1 protein-coding gene is annotated in these 18,172 nt (G+C 61.6%); it reads right to left on the bottom strand.

From position 1 onward, the window contains the following. Positions 1-49: 49 nt before the first annotated feature. Positions 50-18,055 (bottom strand): Ig-like domain-containing protein, encoded by an 18,006-nt coding sequence (locus ACQG03_RS10670; protein ID WP_426726122.1) that lies wholly within the window; start codon positions 18,053-18,055, stop codon positions 50-52. Between the last annotated feature and the right edge of the window lie 117 nt (positions 18,056-18,172).

Here is an 18,172-nt window from a genome sequence, read left to right as displayed (position 1 = left end):
ATGTAAAGAAACGCAAAAAGCCGCGAGGATCGCTCCCCGCGGCGTTGTTTTACGCAATTAACAGTTGATGATTTGCCAGCAGCGTCGCCAGATCCGTCTGCACGCCGTTCAGCGTCACCAGGGTGGTTGGCGAGAACTGGCCGCCCGTCCCGTCGAGGTCAACCTGGATCTCGGTGTTGCTGCCGTTCTGCACCACGCGGATGTAGTCAGCAATGTTGCCCGCGCTACTGTCCAGCGTCGCCACGCCATTCACGTAGCTCGCCGAGCCGGTGCCGGTATAGCCGCTGTCGGAAAGCAGGTCGCGCAGATCGATGCGGTCCGTGTCTGCCGTCCCTTCCCAGGTACCGACGGTAAAGCCGTTCACCACATCGCTACCGTTGCCGCCCGTCGCGTCAGACGCGTTGATCAGCTTATAGAGCAGCGTGTCCTGACCGCCGCTGCCGATGTTGAAGGTGTCGTTACCGCCGCGGCCTTCGAACTGGTTATCACCGCTGTTGCCGGTGATCACGTCGTCATGGTCGGAGCCGTTAATCCCTTCAATATTCAACAACCGTGTAGTACCGAACCCGGTGTCCTGCGCCGTTGAGAGGCGCAAATCAACAGTTATCCCAGAGGTGGCATTGCGGTAATCCACCACGTCCATGCCGCCGGTATTGCTCCAGGTGTCGTAGTCGGAATGGGTATTCCAGCCGCCGGAGCCGTTATAGGTATAGGTCCCATCCTCTGCGATAAAGGTGTCGTTATACCCGGTTCCGGTAATGGTTCCGCTGTGGCCGCCGGTGGCCGCTTCGGCGGTGAGAACATAACCCTCTTTGCCGTTGCTCGCGTCCAGGCCGGTCCAGGTGACGTTATCCGACACGCCGTTGGTGATCTTCACGATCTCCGCCGAGTAGGTTTCGTTCGGATCCAGCCCGTAGAAACTTACCAGCGCAGAGGTATCATTCGAGCCAATGCCGGACTGGGCGTTGATGATCTGCGAGGCCACCAGTACGCCCGCGGCGTTGTACAGATTGACCGTGTTGCCGTAGTAGGCGTTGATGCCCTCGCTATCGACAATGTGCAGATGCATCGCGGTACCGTCAGCAATGGTTTTGCTGTTTTGCACCAGCACCACCTTGCCATTCTGCTGAGACACCAGCAGATCCTGCGCACCATCCCAGTTGTAGTCCACCGCGGCGACGCCGGTGACGTTAGCAAGCCCTGACGCCAGCTGGCTTGAAGTCCAGGTTGAGCCGTAGCCGTTGTTGGTGAACAAGGTTGCCGTCTGCGAGCCGCCGTAGGTGCTGAGCTTGATGATGTCCATCTGCCCATCGCCGTTCCAGTCCACCGCCACCGACAAATAGCCCGCCGTGGCGTTAGAGGCTTCCACCGCGCTCCTGGTGGTGGATAGCTGCCCGGTACCGTCGTTGTAGTAAATCACCCCGCCGTTGTTGTTGTAGCTGCTGCCCAGGTACAGGTCCATGTAGCCATCGCCGTTAAAGTCCGCCCACGTCATGGACGCCGCCGTGGTGGTATTCGAGGCGTTGGCCACAAACACGTTGGTCAGGTTCTGGCCAATGGAGAGCGTACCGTTCCCGTTGTTGTTTATCACGGTGAGCGAGTACGCCCCGCTGCGGTTGGTGTGCTGCACGATGTCCACGGTGCCGTCGTTGTTCAGGTCGACGCCGGAGATTTCACGTCCGGAATCGAACTGGCCGTAAAATCCACCTTCCCCGCCGGTGCCGTCCGGCGACAGAACGCCGTTGGTATTAACCAAGTAGGTCAGGGAGTCCATACCGGCATCTCCGTAGGCCAGATCCAGATAGCCATCCCCGGTTTTATCGTAGGCAATTACGCCGCCGTACCAGATGGTGGTCCCCATTGCCAGCTGGCTGGCGGTGTAACTGCTGCCATCGTAGGTCCACATCACCTGCGTAGAACCCGCGTAGGTGTTCTCAGTTGCGAAAATATCCTGGGTGCCGTTACGGTCAAAGTCGGCGGCGGTTTGACTCACCACGTAATAGCCACGGGTGTTGCTCAGCGTATTGCCGGCATAGGTCGAGCTATCGCTGCTGGAGTAAGACTGGCCGTTAGCAATGATATTCCACAGGCCGCTGCTGTTCGTGCCGACGGTCATGGTCGAGTTATTCAGGTTACCCGCAGTGGTCGCCCAGTCGGTATTCACCGAGGTGGTATCGATCACCAGGCTGCCGGTTGCCGTACCAGTGGTGTTACCGTTGCCCGCGCTACTCTTCACCTGCGCGGTTACGTCGTAGTTCGCCACGCTCAGGGCATCGCTGTCCGGGATCTGCAGATACCAGGTATTGTGATCCGGGTCGACTACCACCGCGCCGCCGGTCTGGGAGGTGTAGGTTTTCCCGTTCACCGTCACCACCAGATATTCACCGTTTACCAGGTCTGCGGAGACCGTACCGCTGACAATCGGCGTGGTATCCGAGGTGGTCTGGGCAGTAATCGCCGCCGTGGTGGTCGGGATGCTGGTATCGACGTTCAGCACAAAGCCATCCGATTCCGTGTAGTTACCGGCTTTGTCGGTGACGCGCAGAATGTAAGTGTGATTCCCGTCGAGCAGGCCGTTGTCCTGATAGGACCAGCTTGCGCTGCCGTTCATTGTGACCTGACCCAACAAGATCCCATCCCGGTAAAGCTGCACGATTTCGCCGTCTTCCGGAGCACGGTTAAGCGTACCGTTGATCAGCGGTGAGGTATCGTCCGTCGCGACTGATGCGCCGTACGTGCCCGTACGTTCACCTTCCCCGTCGGTATAGCTGACCACCGTTCCCACCGTTTCAGGCGGCGTGGTATCAACCGTTACCACCTGCGACGAGGTTGAGCCGACGTTGCCCGCCTGGTCGATGATCCGCACCTGCCAGGTGTAATCCCCGTCCGCCAGATCGCGGGTATCCGTATAGCTCCAGCGCTGGTTAGTGACGGCAGTGTCAATCCAGGTATTGCCGCCGTCGAGGCTGATCTGTACGCGCTCGTCGCTGGCCAGCGCGCTGCCCAACGAGCCGTTGATCGTCAGCGAGGTGTCCATGGTGATGAAATCACTCCCGGACTGCCCGGTATCTTCGCTGATGCTGTCAATGGTGATGCCGTACTGCGGCGCCTGGGTATCCACCGTCACGTCCTGCGAGGTGGTGGCCCCGACGTTGCCCGCCTGATCGACAACCCGCACCTGATAGCGGTAGTCGCCGTCGGCCAGGGTGCGCGCGTCGTTATAACTCCACCGGGTGCCGCTTACCGTGGCGTAAACCCAGGTAGTGCCGCCATCCATGCTCACCTGCACATACTCACCCGCCCCGAGTTCGGCCCCGAGCGTCCCGTTGAGCGTGTACGAGGTCGAACTGGTCAGGAAGTCGTTATTGTCGAAGCCTGTATCGACGGTGATGTTATCCACGGTCACCGTAATCGCCGCATCCGGCGCGACCGTATCGACCGTCACCTGCTGATGAGCGCTGGCACCCACGTTGCCCGCCGCATCCACTACGCGAACGTAGTAGTCATAGGTCTGGTTACCCAGCGTGCGGCCGTCCACGTAGTACCAACTGTTGCCGGTGACGATCACGTTCTGCCAGCTGACTCCGCCGTCGATGCTAATCTGGGCATATTCGCCGTCGGCCAGCGTTGCGCCGAGCGAGCCGTGCAGCGTCAGGGAGGTATCATTGGTGATAAAGTCGCTGCTGCTCAGGCCGGTATCGTCGCTGATGCTGTCGATAGCGATCGTTTTGCTGGCGTCCGGCGCGACGGTATCAATGGTCACCACCTGGCTGGTGGTGGCGCTGATATTCCCCGCGTCGTCAATCACCCGCAGCTGGTAGTTGTAGTCTCCGTCGGCCAGCGTGCGGCCATCAACGTAGGTCCAGCTCAGACCGCTGACGCTCACGTCAGTCCAGGTCGCGCCACCGTCCAGGCTGATCTGCGCGTGGTCGCCGCTGCCCAGGGCCGCGCCGAGCGTCCCTTTCAGGCTAATCTGGTTGTCGCTGGTAATGAAGTCGCTGTCGGACAGGCCGGTATCCTGCGAGACGGAATCCACGGTAATGCTCGTCGCCGCAGGCTTCGTCAGATCGATTACCACGTCCTGGCTGTCCGTTGCCCCGACGTTGCCCGCGTTATCAATGACGCGCACCTGGTACGGGTACGTCCCGTCCGTCAGGGTACGCCCATCGGTGTAGCGCCAGGTGGTGCCGGTCACGGTCAGGTCAATCCAGGTTGAACCACCGTCGAGGCTGATCTGCGCCTTCTCGTTATTACCGAGCTGCGCGGTCAGGGAACCGTTCACCACCACCTGCTTATCGTTGGTGATGAAGTCACTCGCGCTCAGGCCGGTATCGTTTTGCAGGGAATCAATGCTGATCCCCATTGACGGTGCGGTGAGATCCACGGTGACGCTGTGGTTGTCGCTGGCGCTGTTGCCGATGGCGTTGCTCACCTGCGCATTGATCACGTACGAACCGCCGTCCGCCAGCGCGGTCACGTCTGCGCTGCCGACCGTATAGCTCCAGGTGCCGTCATTTTGAACGGTAGCCGTGTAGGTTTTACCGTTAAGCGTAATGGTCACCGTCTGGCCCGCAGGCGCGTCGGTGGTGCCGCTGACAATTAGCGGCGTGCCGTGCTCGGCGGCGTTGACGATATCGTCCTGGGCAAAGGTGTTAATGACGATGGTCGGCACGTCGCCGTTCAGCGTCACGTCGTGTGTTGCGCTGCCCGGGTTACCCGCCTTATCGCTCACCGTAGCCGTAATGGTGTAATCCCCATCGCTCAGGCCGAGGAAGTCGCGGCCCGGCACGAAGACCGACCACGAACCGTCTGCTCCAACGGTCGCCTGATAGCTGTGCCCGTTGAAGGAGACGGTCACCGTCTGGCCCTGCTCCGCGGTGGTGGTCCCACTGATGGTCTGTCCCGCCAGCTGCTCGGCGTTGTTGACGATATCGTCATCGGCCACGGTGCTGATGGTGACGGCTGGTGCGACGGTATCGACCGTTAAGGTATGCGTCGTCTGGCCGTTATTACCCGCCTTGTCGTTCACCGACGCGGTGACCGTCAGCGCGCCTTCGCTCAGGTTGGCAAGATCGGCGGTCGGGACGTCGAGCGTCCAGGTGCCGTCGTTTGCCACAAGCGCAGTGTAGGTTTTTCCGCCCAGCGTGACGGTCACCGTCTGGCCTGCTTCCGCGCTGGAAGAGCCGTGTACGGTGAGCGGCTGCTGGGCTTCCGCCGCATTCAGCACGTCGTCGCCCGACAACGTGTTCACGCTAATAACCGGCGCGGTGGTGTCCACGCTGATGGTATGCGTCGCCGAGGCGCTGTTCCCGGCGCTGTCCTGCGCCGAAGCAGAAACCTGGTAGCTCGCGCCGTCGGCCAGAGCGCCCACGTCGGCGGCCGGAACGGTGGTCTGCCAGGCGCCGTCGCTCTGAATGGTGGCCGTATAGCTCTTACCATTCAGGGTGATAGTGACCTGCGTACCGCTGGCGAACTGCGCACTGGAACCGTTGATAACCAGCGACGCGCCCGCTTCTGCCGCATTGATCACGTCATCACCACTGAGGGTGTTGACGGTCAGCGCGACCGATGCGGTATTTACCACCACGTCATGGGTCTGAGTGCTGCTGTTGCCTGCGCTGTCGGTGATAGTCGCGCTGAGGGTTACGGTGCCGTCGGCCAGTGCGGAAATCACGCTGGCCGGAACGCCCACGCTCCAGTAACCGCTGGCGTCAACGGTGGTGGTGTACTGATTCGAACCGATGGTGATAATCAGCTTATCGCCGACGCTGGCGCCGGTTGCGGTGCCGCTGACGATCTGCGCCTGCCCGTGCTCCACGCTGTTGATGACGTCATCACCCGCCACGACGTTAAAGCTGACGGTCGGCGGCGTGGTATCAAGCGTAATCGCTTTACCCGCGCTGCCCGGGTTACCCGCGGCGTCACTCACGCTCACCTGCACGGTGTAGCCGTTATCCGCCAGGGCGGACAGGTCTGTGCCTGGCACGTTAACGCTCCAGACGCCGCCCTGCTGAACCTGCGCGGTGTAGCTGTTCCCGCCGAAGGTTACGGTTACCGTCTGACCAACTTCCGCCGTGGTGGTGCCGGAAATGGCCACGCCCGCAGCCGCTTCGCTGCCGTTGATCACGTTGTCGCCTGCGACCGTGTCAATCGTCACGGTTGGCGCGGTGGCATCTACACTGTATTCGCGGCCCGCCGAAGCGCTGTTGCCGTGCGCGTTGGTGATGCTCACCTGCACGCTGGCGTCGCCGTCTTTCAGACCCGCAAGATCCGAGGAAGGCACGTTCGCCGTCCAGTTGCCGTCGGCATCGACTTTGGCGGTGTAAGACTTGCCGCCAAAGGTGATGGTCACGGTCTGGTTCTCTTCCACATTGGATGTGCTGCCGGAAAGCACCAGATCCGCGCCTTTCTCCGCCGCATTAATCACGTCGTCGGTGGCGATGGCATCGATGCTGATCGCCACGGCTGCCAGATCGATGGTGACGTCGTGGCTGATGGAGACCGGATTGCCCGTCGCGCTCTGGCCCGCTACGGTGACGGCCATCGTGCCTGCGGCCAGAGCGCCCACGTCTGCCGCCGGGATCGCCGCGGTCCAGGAGCCGTCTGCCAGTACCGACGCGGCATAGGTCTTGCCATTCAGGGTCACGGTGAGCGTAGTGCCCGCCGCCAGCCCATCGCTTGAGCCAGTGACGATAAGATTCTGACCATGCTCAATGCTGTTGATCACGTCATCGCCCGCCACGGTATCCACGCGCAGCCCCGGCAGGCTGGCGTCGATAGTGATATCGCGCTCGCCCGTTCCCGAATTGCCATGGTCATTAGTGACGGTCGCTGACACCGTTAAATCGCCGTTGCCCAGCGCCGTCAGAACCGACTCAGGCACGTTCACGGACCAGGTCAGATCGCTCTGCACCGTCGCGGTGTAGCTGTTGCCGCCGATGGTCACCGTCACGGTGTTGCCCGCCTCAGCGTTCGTTACCTTGCCGCTGAGGGTCTGCCCCGCAGCCACTTCCGCCGCGTTAATCACGTTGTCGCCCGCCACTGTGTTGATGGTGACGGTTGGCAGCGCGGTGTCGACAAGCAGGTTCGCGGTATTGCTCACGCTGTTGCCCACGCCGTTGGTGGCGGTCGCGCTCAGGGTGTAGTTGGCTTCGCCCAGGCTCGCCAGATCCGCCGCCGGAACGGTCAGGCTCCAGGTGCCGTCTGCCGCAGTTGTCGCCGTGTAGTTTTTACCGTTCAGAATTACGGTCACCACGGTGCCTTCCGCCAGGTTGGCGCTGGTGCCGCTGACGCTCAGGTCCTGCCCTTTTTCTACCGCGTTCAGTACGTTGTCATCGCTGATGGCGTTAAAGCTGACCGACGGCAGACCGGTATCGACGGTCACATTATGCGTGCCGCTGCCGGTGTTGCCCGCCGCGTCGGTGACAGACGCAGTGACGTTCACGGTGCCGTCGCTGAGGCCTGAAATCACATTCGCCGGAACGCCCACGCTCCAGTTACCCGCCGCATCCAGCACGGTGGTGTACGACTGGCCGCCGATGGTGACGGTGACGGTGTCGCCCGCCGCCGCGCCGGTCGCGGAGCCGCTGACGATCTGCGCCTGATTGTGCTCAGCCACGTTAATCACATCGTCACCTGCAACGGTGTGGATGGTCACCGCAGGTACGGTGACGTCCACCGTCAGGGTGTGGTCAACCGACGCCGGGTTACCCGCCTTGTCGCTGACTGAGGCGGTGACCGTCACGCTGCCGTCGGTTAATCCTGCCAGATCCGCCGCCGGAACGTTCAGCGTCCAGCTGCCGTTCGCGCTGACGGTTGTGGTGTAATCTTTGCCGTTCAGCGATACGGTCAGCGTCTGGCCTGCTTCGGCGGTACTGGTGCCGGAGATTGCCAGGTTTGACTGAGCTTCCGTGGCGTTCAGTATATCGTCGGTGGCAATCGTGTTGATGGTCACGGACGGCGCGGTAGCATCCACGCTGTACTCACGGCCCGCCGAGGCGCTGTTGCCGTTCACGTTGGTGACGCTCACCTGCACGCTGGCGTCGCCATCCTTCAGGCCAGCCAGATCCGCTGACGGCACGGTGTAAGTCCAGTTGCCGCTGTCGTCCACGGTGGTGGTGTAGATCCTGCCGTTCAGACTGATGGTCACGGTCTGCCCGGCTTCCACGTTGGTGGTCACACCGGACAGCACCAGATCCGCGCCCTTCTCCGCCGCGTTAATCACGTCGTCGGTGGCAAGCGCATTGATGCTGATGGCAACGGTAGCCAGATCCACGGTCACGTCGTGGCTGATGGTGATCGGATTACCCGCCGCGCTGTCACCGGTAACGCTGATTTTCACGGTGCCTTCCGGCCACGCGCTCACGTCGGTGGAGGGGATCGCCGCGCGCCAGGTGCCGTCTGCCAGCACCGTTGCCGCGTAATCTTTACCGTTGACGGTAACCGTCAGCGCCGTGCCCGGCGCCAGCCCGTCGCTGGAGCCTGAAACAATCAGGTTCTGCGCGTGCTCGATGGTGTTGAGCACGTCGTCACCCGCCACGGTATTCACGCGCAGGCCCGGCAGGTTAGCGTCGATAGCGATCTCGCGTTCGCCGGTGCCGGTGTTGCCGTGGCCGTTGGTGACGGTCGCCGTCACGCTCAGGCTGCCGTTGCCGAGTGCGGTCAGCACGTCAGACGGCACGTTGACGGACCAGGACAGATTATTCTGCACCGTTGCGGTGTAGCTGTGGCCGCCGATAGTCACGGTCACGGTGTTGCCCGCTTCGGCATTCGCCACGGTGCCGCTCAGTGTCTGGCCTGCCGCCACTTCCGCCGCGTTGATGACGTTGTCGCCCGCCACGGTATTGATGGTGACGGTTGGCAGCGCGGTGTCCACCAGCAGGTTCGCGGTGTTGCTCACGCTGTTGCCCACGCCATTGGTGGCGGTCGCGTTCAGGGTGTAACTGGCCTGACCGAGACCGGCCAGATCCGCCGCCGGAACCGTCAGGCTCCAGGTGCCGTCTGCCGCAGTTGTCGCCGTGTAGTTTTTGCCGTTCAGAATTACGGTCACCACGGTGCCTTCCGTCAGGTTGGCGCTGGTGCCGCTGACGCTCAGGTCCTGCCCTTTTTCAACGGCGTTCAGGACGTTGTCATCGCTGATGGCGTTGAAGCTGACCGACGGCAGACCGGTATCGACGGTCACATTATGCGTGCCGCTGCCGGTGTTGCCCGCCGCGTCGGTGACAGACGCAGTGACGGTCACCGTACCGTCGCTGAGGCCTGAAATCACATTTGCCGGAACGCCCACGCTCCAGTTACCCGCCGCGTCCAGCACGGTGGTGTAAGTCTGGCCGCCGATCGTGACGGTGACCTTATCGCCCGCCGCCGCGCCGGTGGCGGAGCCGCTGATAATCTGTGCCTGCTTGTGTTCAGCCACGTTAATCACGTCGTCGCCTGCCACGGTGTGGATGGTCACCGCAGGAACGGTCACATCCACCATCAGAGTGTGATCAACCGATGCCGGGTTACCCGCCTTGTCGCTGACTGAGGCAGTTACCGTCACGCTGCCGTCGGTTAATCCTGCCAGCTCCGCCGCCGGAACGTTCAGCGTCCAGCTGCCGTTCGCGCTGACGGTTGTGGTGTAATCTTTGCCGTTCAGCGACACGGTCAGCGTCTGGCCTGCTTCGGCGGTGCTGGTGCCGGAGATTGCCAGGTCAGACTGCGCTTCTGAGGCGTTGAGGATATCATCTGTGGCAATCATGTTGATGGTCACGGACGGCGCGGTAGTATCCACGCTGTACTCGCGCCCCGCCGAGGCGCTGTTGCCGTTCACGTTGGTGACGCTTACCTGCACGCTGGCATCACCCTCTTTCAGACCGGTCAGATCCGCAGATGGCACCGTGGCGGTCCATTTACCCTCAGCGTCCACCGTGGCGGTGTAGTTCTTGCCGCCGAAGGCGATGGTGACGGTTTGATTTTCCTCCACGTTCGCAGTGGTGCCGGAGAGCACCAGATCCGCGCCCTTCTCGGCGGCGTTGATCACCTCATCGGAAGCGATGGCGTCAATGCTGACGGCGACGTTTGCCAGATCCACCGTCACATCATGGTTGATAGTCACCGGATTGCCCGCGCTGCTCTGCCCTTCAACGTTCACGGTGACCGTGCCTGCGGCAAGGGCACTCACGTCCGCAGAAGGGATCGCCGCGCTCCAGGTGCCGTCTGCCAGCACGGTAGCCGCATAGGTTTTACCGTTTACGGTGACGGTCAGCGCCGTACCCGCCGTCAGGCCATCGCTTGAACCCGTGATAATCAGATTCTGCCCGTGTTCGATGCTGTTAATCACGTCATCGCCCGCCACGGTGTCCACGCGCAGGCCCGGCAGATTCGCGTCTATCACGATTTCGCGCTCGCCCGTTCCGCTATTGCCCACGCCGTTGGTGACACTGGCTGACACGGTTAAATCGCCGTTGCCCAGCGCGGTCAGCACCGACTCCGGCACGCTCACGGACCAGGTGAGATCGCTCTGCACCGTTGCGGTGTAGCTGTTGCCGCCAATGGTCACGGTCACGGTGTTGCCTGCTTCGGCATTCACCACCTTACCGCTGATGGTCTGGCCGGTTGCCAGCTCCGCCGCGTTAATGACGTCGTCACCTGCCACGGTGTTGATAATCACGCCCGGCAGAACGGATTCCACGTTCACGGTGTGCGAGGTGCTGGTGCTGTTGCCGACGCTATCCGTTGCGGAGGCCGACACGGTGTAAAGCGCTTCACCCAGTTGCCCTACCTCGCTCGCCGGAACGGTTGTAGTCCATTGGCCATTGGTAGCTACCGTGGCGCTGTACGCTTTGCCGTTCAGTATCACGGTCACCACCGCGCCTGTCGCCAGGCCGGAAGCCGTACCGGAGATCGTCAGATCCTGGGTTTTCTCGGTGTTGTTGATCACATCGTCACCGGACACGGTGTCAATGGTCAGCACCGGCGCGGTGAGGTTGACTTCAACCTCGTGCGTTGTGCTGTTGCTGTTTCCGGCTTTATCGGTCAGCGCCGCGGTGATGGTGTGATCCCCTGCGGTCAGAGCACTCACGTCCGCCGCAGGCACGCCCACGTTCCACTTGCCGGAAGCGTCCAGGGTCGCCGTGTAATCTTTGTTATTGATGGTGACGGTCACCACGTCACCCGCCGCCGCACCGGTCACGGAACCGGTGACAATCAGCGCCTGCGCATGCTCGGCGCTGTTGATCACGTCGTCGTCGGAAACGGTGTTAATGGTCAGCTGTGGCACCGTGGTATCCACCAGCACATCGCGGTCCGCCAAGGCCGGGTTACCCGCTTTATCCAGGACGGCTGCCGTGATGGTGTAATTGCCGTCGGCAATCGCGCCGACATCCGCAGACGGTACGGTGACGCTCCAGCTGCCGTTTGCCTGCACGGTGGTGATGTAATTCTCGCCGTTCAGGGTCACGGTCACGGTCTGGCCCGCTTCCGCGTCAGAGACGCCGTTGATGACCAGATCCTGCTGCGCTTCGGCAGCATTGATGATGTTGTTGTCGCTGACGATTTCAATCGACACCGTCGGCGCGGTGGCATCCACGCTGTACTCGCGGCCCGCAGAGGCGCTGTTGCCGTTTACGTTGGTGACGCTGACCTGCACGCTGGTGTCGCCGTCTTTCAGTCCGCCCAAATCGGCAGACGGTACGGTCGCCGTCCAGTGGCCGCTGGCATCCACCGTCGCGCTATAGGTCTTACCGCCGAAAATGATAGTAACGGTCTGGTTTTCTTCCACGTTGGTGGTCGAGCCGGACAGCACCAGATCCGCACCCTTCTCGGCTGCGTTAATCACGTCGTCGGTAGCTACGGCGTCGATGCTGATGGCGACCGGCGCCAGATCCACCTTCACGTCATGGCTGATGGAAACCGGGTTGCCCGCTGCGCTCTGGCCTTTAACGGTCACGGTGACGGTGCCTGCGCTCAGCGCGCCGACGTCTGCTGCCGGAACGGCGGCCGTCCAGGTACCGTCTGCCAGTACGGTTGCCGCGTAGGTTTTACCGTTAACGGTCACCGTCAATGCCGAACCCGCTGCCAGACCGTCGCTGGAGCCGGTGATAATCAGGTTTTGAGTATGCTCGATGCTGTTGATCACATCGTCGCCTGCCACGGTATCCACGCGCAGGCCCGGCAGGCTGGCATCAATCGTAATGTCGCGCTCGCCGGTGCCGGTGTTGCCGTGGCCGTTGGTCACGCTCGCTGTTAGGGTGAGATCGCCGTTACCGATAGCGGTTAAGACGTCAGACGCCACGTTAACCGACCAGCTCAGATCGTCCTGAACCGTCGCGGTATAGGTGTTGCCCCCGATACCGATCGTGACAGTGTCACCGCTCGCCGCGCCGCTCACTTTCCCGCTCAGGGTTTGTCCGGAAGCCACTTCCGCCGCGTTAATCACGTCGTCGGTGGCAACTGCATTAATGGTGACCTGCGGCAGCGCGCTGTCGACCAGCACGCTATGGCTGGTGTTCGCGCTATTACCCGCGGTATCGGTCACGCTGGCCGTCAAGCTGTAGCTCGCTTCGCCCAGTGCCGAGACGTTTGCCGCCGGAACGGTGACGCTCCAGTTACCGCTGGCATCGGTGGTGGCGGCGTAACTGATACCGTTCAGGGTTACGGTGACGCGGGTCCCGTCCGGCTGGTTGCTGGTGCCGGAGACCAGCAGATCCTGACCTTTCTCGGTCGCGTTGATCACGTCGTCAACCGCCAGGGTAGTGATGGTAATCACCGGCGCGGTCAGGGAGACGTCAAACGCGTGCGTCGCGCTGGTGCTGTTGCCCGCTTTATCGGTGAGCGTGGCGGAGATCGTTTGATCGCCGTTAGCCAGCGCGCCCACGTCCGCCGCCGGAACGCCCACGCTCCAGTTACCGGCACCGTCCAGCATGGCGGTGTAGTCTTTGCCGTTCAGGGTCAGGGTAATCACATCGCCCGCCTGCGCGCCCGTCACCTTGCCGGTGACAATCAGCGCCTGGCCGTGCTCGGCAATATTAACAATGTCGTCGCCCGCCACAATGTTGAAGGTAATCTGCGGCACGGTAGTGTCGACCAGCACGGACGCCCCCGCGCTGGCCGGGTTGCCCGCTTTATCGGACACGGTCGCCGTGACCGCCGCGCTACCGTCTGCGATCCCCGCCAGATCCGCCGCCGGTACATCCAGCGTCCAGCTGCCGTTTGCCTGCACCTGGGCGGTGTACTGATTGCCGTTGAAGGTCACGGTGACCGTCTGGCCTGCTTCGGCAGTAGACGTCCCGCTCAGGGTCAGGTCCTGCGCCGCCTCTGCCGCATTTAGCATGTTGTCGCCGCTGATGGTGTTGATGCTGACCGCTGGCGCGGCGGTATCGACGCTGAATGCCTGCGAGGAAGAGGCCGCGTTGCCGTTCACGTTGGTTACGCTGACCTGTAAGCTGGCGTCGCCGTCCTTCAGGCCGCTCAGATCGGCAGCCGGTACGGTGCAGGTCCAGTCGCCGTTGGCATCGACCATCGTGGTCCAGGTTTTACCCGCAAAGATAATGGTAACGGTCTGGCCCGCTTCAACGTTCGAGGAGGAGCCGGACAGCACCAGATCCTGGCCTTTTTCTGCCGCGTTCAGCACGTTGTCGTCCGTCACGCTGTTGATGCTTATCGCCACCGGGGCAAGATCGACATCCACCACGGTACCGATGTTCACCGGGTTGCCGGAGGTATCCTGCGCGCTGGCGCTGATGGTGAGCGACCCGTCCTCCCACCGGGAGACGTCCGCGGCCGGAACCGCAGCCTGCCAGGTGCCGTCCGCCAGTACCGAGGCGGAATAACTCTTGCCGTTGATGCTCACGGTGACGGTGCTACCCGCCGCCAGGTCGGTGCTGGTGCCGGAGATAACCAGGTTCTGCGCGTGTTCAATAACGTTAATGACGTCGTCACCGGCGACGGTATCAATGCGCAGGCCGGGCAACTGGGCGTCAATGGTGACATCCAGGGAAGACGATCCGGCATTACCGTGCGCGTTCGTCACGCTGGCCGAGACGGTCAGGTCGCCGTTGCCGAGCGCGGTTAACTGACTCTGGGTTAACGGCAGGCTCCAGGTGAGATCGTCCTGTACGGTAGCCGTGTATGTCTGCCCGCCGATGATAATGGTGACGGTATCGCCCGATGCCGCGTTCGATACTTTCCCGGTCAGGGTTTGCCCTGCGGCCACTTCCGCCGCGTTAACGATATTGTCGCCCGCGACGTTGTTGAGGGTAACAACCGGCAGCGAGCTGTCCACCAGCACATCGTGCGTGGCAGAGGCGCTGTTGCCCACATTATCGGTGACGCTCGCCGTCACGGTGTAATTGGCTTCACCCAGCGCGCTCACCGCAGAGGCGGGTACGGTAACGCTCCAGTTGCCACTGGCGTCGGTGGTGGCTGCATAGTTGATACCGTTCAGATTAACGGTGATGGTGGTTCCTTCCGGCTGGTTGCTGGTACCGGAAAGCAGCAGATCTTCGCCCTTCTCTGCCGCATTGATCACGTCATCCGCCGCCAGCGTACTAATACCGATTACAGGCGTGACTGTATTGACCACCACATCCACAGAACTGCTGCCGGTGTTGCCGGACCGATCGGTCACGGAGACGTTAATGGTCCAGGTGCCGTCCGTCAGCCCCTGAACGACGGACGCAGGCAGGCCGAGGCTCCAGTTGCCCGCCGCATCCACCACGGTGGTGTAGTCCACGTTATTGATGGTGATGATGACCAAATCACCCGCCGCCGCGCCGGTGACGGAGCCGCTCAGGATCTGCGCCTGTGAATGGGCCAGCTGGTTAACGGTGTTGGTGTCGGTGACGAAATCGTTGATGGTCACCTGCGGCACGGTGGCATCCACCAGCCCAACGCGGTCCGCGCTGCTGCTGTTGCCCGCCACGTCACTGACGGTGGCCGTGACGGTGACATTGCCATCGGTCAGCGCGCCAACGTCGGCGGCAGGCACGTTCAACTGCCAGCGACCGTCCGCCTGGACCGTGGTCTGGTAAGATTTACCGTTCAGCGTCACGGTGACCGTCTGGCCCGCTTCAGCGGTTGTGCTGCCGCTGAGCACCAGATCCTGCTGCGCTTCTGCCGCATTAATGATGTTGTCGTCGGTCAGGTTATCAAGCGTAATGGCTGGCGGCTGTGTATCGACAATCACCACGCGTGAGGCGTCCGCGCTGTTGCCGTTGACGTTAGTCACGCTGACGCTCACCTGCGCCCGCCCGTCGATCAGCGTTTCCATCGCGCTCGCCGGAACGGTCAGGCGCCAGGAGCCGTCCTGCTGCACCTGTGCGGTAAAGGTTTGATCCGCGAATTTCACCACCACGGTTTGCCCGGCCTCTACGCCCTGCGTCTGACCGGAAAGCGTGACATCCGCGCCTTTTTCCGCCGCGTTGAGCATATCGTCAGTGGTTACGGTATCGATGGTGACGGCCACCGCGTTCAGGTCAAGCTCGATCGGGTGTTCAGCCGCCACGGTGTTGCCCCAGGCATCTTCCGCACTGACGCTGACGGTCATGCCTCCCGCCGTCCATGCCTGCAGGTCCGCTGACGGCACGCCAATCTGCCAGCTGCCGCTGGCGTTAACCGTGGTGACGTATTCAACATTATTGATGGTGACGGTGATCTGTGTGGCTTCGGCCAGATGAGTGCTGGAGCCGGTCACGGCCAGATCCTGCTGCTGTTCAATGGCGTTAATCACGTCATCGCCAGAGATCGTGTTCACGCGCAGGCCCGGCAGTTCGGCGTTGATGTTGATATCACGCTCGCCGGTGCCGGTGTTGCCGTGCGCATTGGTGACAGAGGCGCTGAAGGTTAAACCGCCGTCGCCAAACGCCTGAAGGTCGGCCGATGGGATGGTCACGCTCCATTTCAGGTCGCTGCCAACCGTCGCGGTGTAGCTCTTGCCGCCCACGGTGACAGAGACGGTATCGCCCGCCGCCGCGCCGGTGACGCGTCCGCTGAGGGTTTGGTCAACCGCCGCTTCGGCGTTATTGACCAGGTTATCCACGGCAAAGGAGTTGAGGATCACCTGCGGCAACGCGGTATCGACCAGCAGATTCGCCTCGGCGGAGCCGCTGTTACCCACGCTGTCGGTGCCGCTGACACTCACGGTGTAAAGGGTATTCGCCAGATCCAGCACGTCGGAAACCGGCACCTGAACGGACCAGCTACCGTTCTCAACGGTGGCCTGATAGTTAACGTTGTTCAGCGTCACGGTGACAGCGCTGCCGTTCGGCAGATTACTGGTCCCGCTCAGGCTCAGGGGCTGCATGGCCTCCTGCGCATTCAGGACGTTATCCTGGCTGATGGGGTCAAGGATAAATTCCGGCGGGTTGCCGCTGAGCGTAATGCCGTGCGTCGCGCTGCCGGTGTTGCCCGCCGCATCGGTCACGGAGACCGAAATGCTGTGGCTACCTTCACCCAGCGCGCCAATGACAGAGGCAGGCACGCCGACGCTCCAGCTGCCGTCCGCCTGGACGACACCAGTAAAGGTCTTGCCGCCAACGGTCACGGTGACAACGTCGCCCGCCGCCGCGCCGTTCGCCTGGCCGGAAATAATCTGAGCCTGCCCCTGCTCGCTGGTGTTCAGAATGTCGTCGCCCGCGACAGTGTTGATAGTGACCACTGGCGCTACGGTATCGACCGTGAAATCGGCGGTGGTGGAGGCCCCGTTACCCGCTTTGTCGCTGACGTTTGCCGTCAGGGTGTGCTCGCCGTTAGCCATCGCCTGTACTTCACTGGCCGAAAGCGTAACGGACCAGGTGCCGTCGCTGCCCACGGTCGCCGTGTGATTTTTGCCGTTCAGCGTGACCGTCACAATCTGGCCCGCTTCCGCATCGGTTTTTCCGGTCAGCGTCAGCGGCTGATTATGTTCAGCCGCGTTGATGATGTTGTCCTGGGCGATCGTGTCGACAGAAATCGCTGGCGCAGCGGTATCGACGCCAATCGTCTGGCTGCCGGTCACGGTGTTGCCCGCCGCGTCTTTGCCGCTGACGTTGACCGTCCAGGTACCATCGCCCAGCGCCTGCGCGTCAGCAGCAGGCACCTTCACGCTCCATGCGCCGTTTGCCCCCACTTCTGCGGAATAGGTTTTACCGTTCAGCGTGACGGTAAGCGCCGTTCCCTGCGCCAGGTTTTTGCTGGTGCCGGACAGCGTAAAGCCAGCGGCCTGCTCGCTGGCGTTGATCACGTTATCGCCCGCCGTGGTGGCGAGCGTCACGCTGGTATCCGCTGTAGAAACGGTTACGGTAATACTGCCCGCAGAGGTCGTTTTACTGCCGTCGATCTGGACGACGGACCAGGTATGTTCCCCGTCCGCCTGGGTCGGAAGTGTTACCGTCCAGGTGCCGTCCTTTGCGACCATGGTGCTGGCGATGGTGCTGCCGCTGCTGTCTTTAACCTGAATGGTCGCGCCCGGCTGCCCGGTACCGCTGAAGGTTGGGGTGTTATCATCCGTGACCTCTTTTGCACTCAGCACCCCCTGCTTGTCACCCGCGTTATCCGTCAGCAAAAATGTTGGCGTGGCGCTTTCGACTTCTTTCGTATTATCAATAACTTTTGTTTTGGTTTCGCCGTCACCGCCGTGAGCCAGCAGTGCGCCAATCGCACCGCCTCCCAACGCCGCTCCGGCAATCCAGCCCCACGGCGCATCGCTTAAGACGCTTCCCTGCTCCAGAAAAGGTTCAATGCTGCTAATGGGTGCAGCCTGGGCGGTTAATTCGGTGGCGGCAACGCCTGATGCTTCCCCGGCATCGGCAAATGAAATATGCGTCAACTCCTGGTTATCGTTAAATACCAGTTCGGAATGATTATGGGTTTCCGTGTCTTCGACAAAATAATTATTGCAGCGGATCACGCTGCCATCTTTCATATAAATGAGGAGGTCATTCCCCTGGCGGACATAACGCACCACGTCCTGAGCAGAACCCTGAATTTCAATCACGCTCGGCGATGAAATAGAGACCGAGAGATTCCCTTCACCGGTTAATTTCGTTTTTTCTGCCGTTTTTCGAATGATAACATCAACAACTTTTGCGTTACTCATATTCTTCTCCTTGCAGGTGCGCGTATTCCTGTGGTTATGTCCACCAGAGGGATGTAACTATCCCTGGGAAAAACCACCCATTATTGTCTGACTTATTTCGCGCAGAAAGGCGCGCCT

Origin of the sequence: Enterobacter cloacae complex sp. 342H5 (assembly GCF_050030905.1) — a bacterium.
Classification (GTDB): Bacteria; Pseudomonadota; Gammaproteobacteria; order Enterobacterales; family Enterobacteriaceae; genus Enterobacter; species Enterobacter intestinihominis.
The sequence above is the reverse complement of the archived record's forward strand: the minus strand, read 5'-3'. Positions and strand labels throughout refer to the sequence as shown.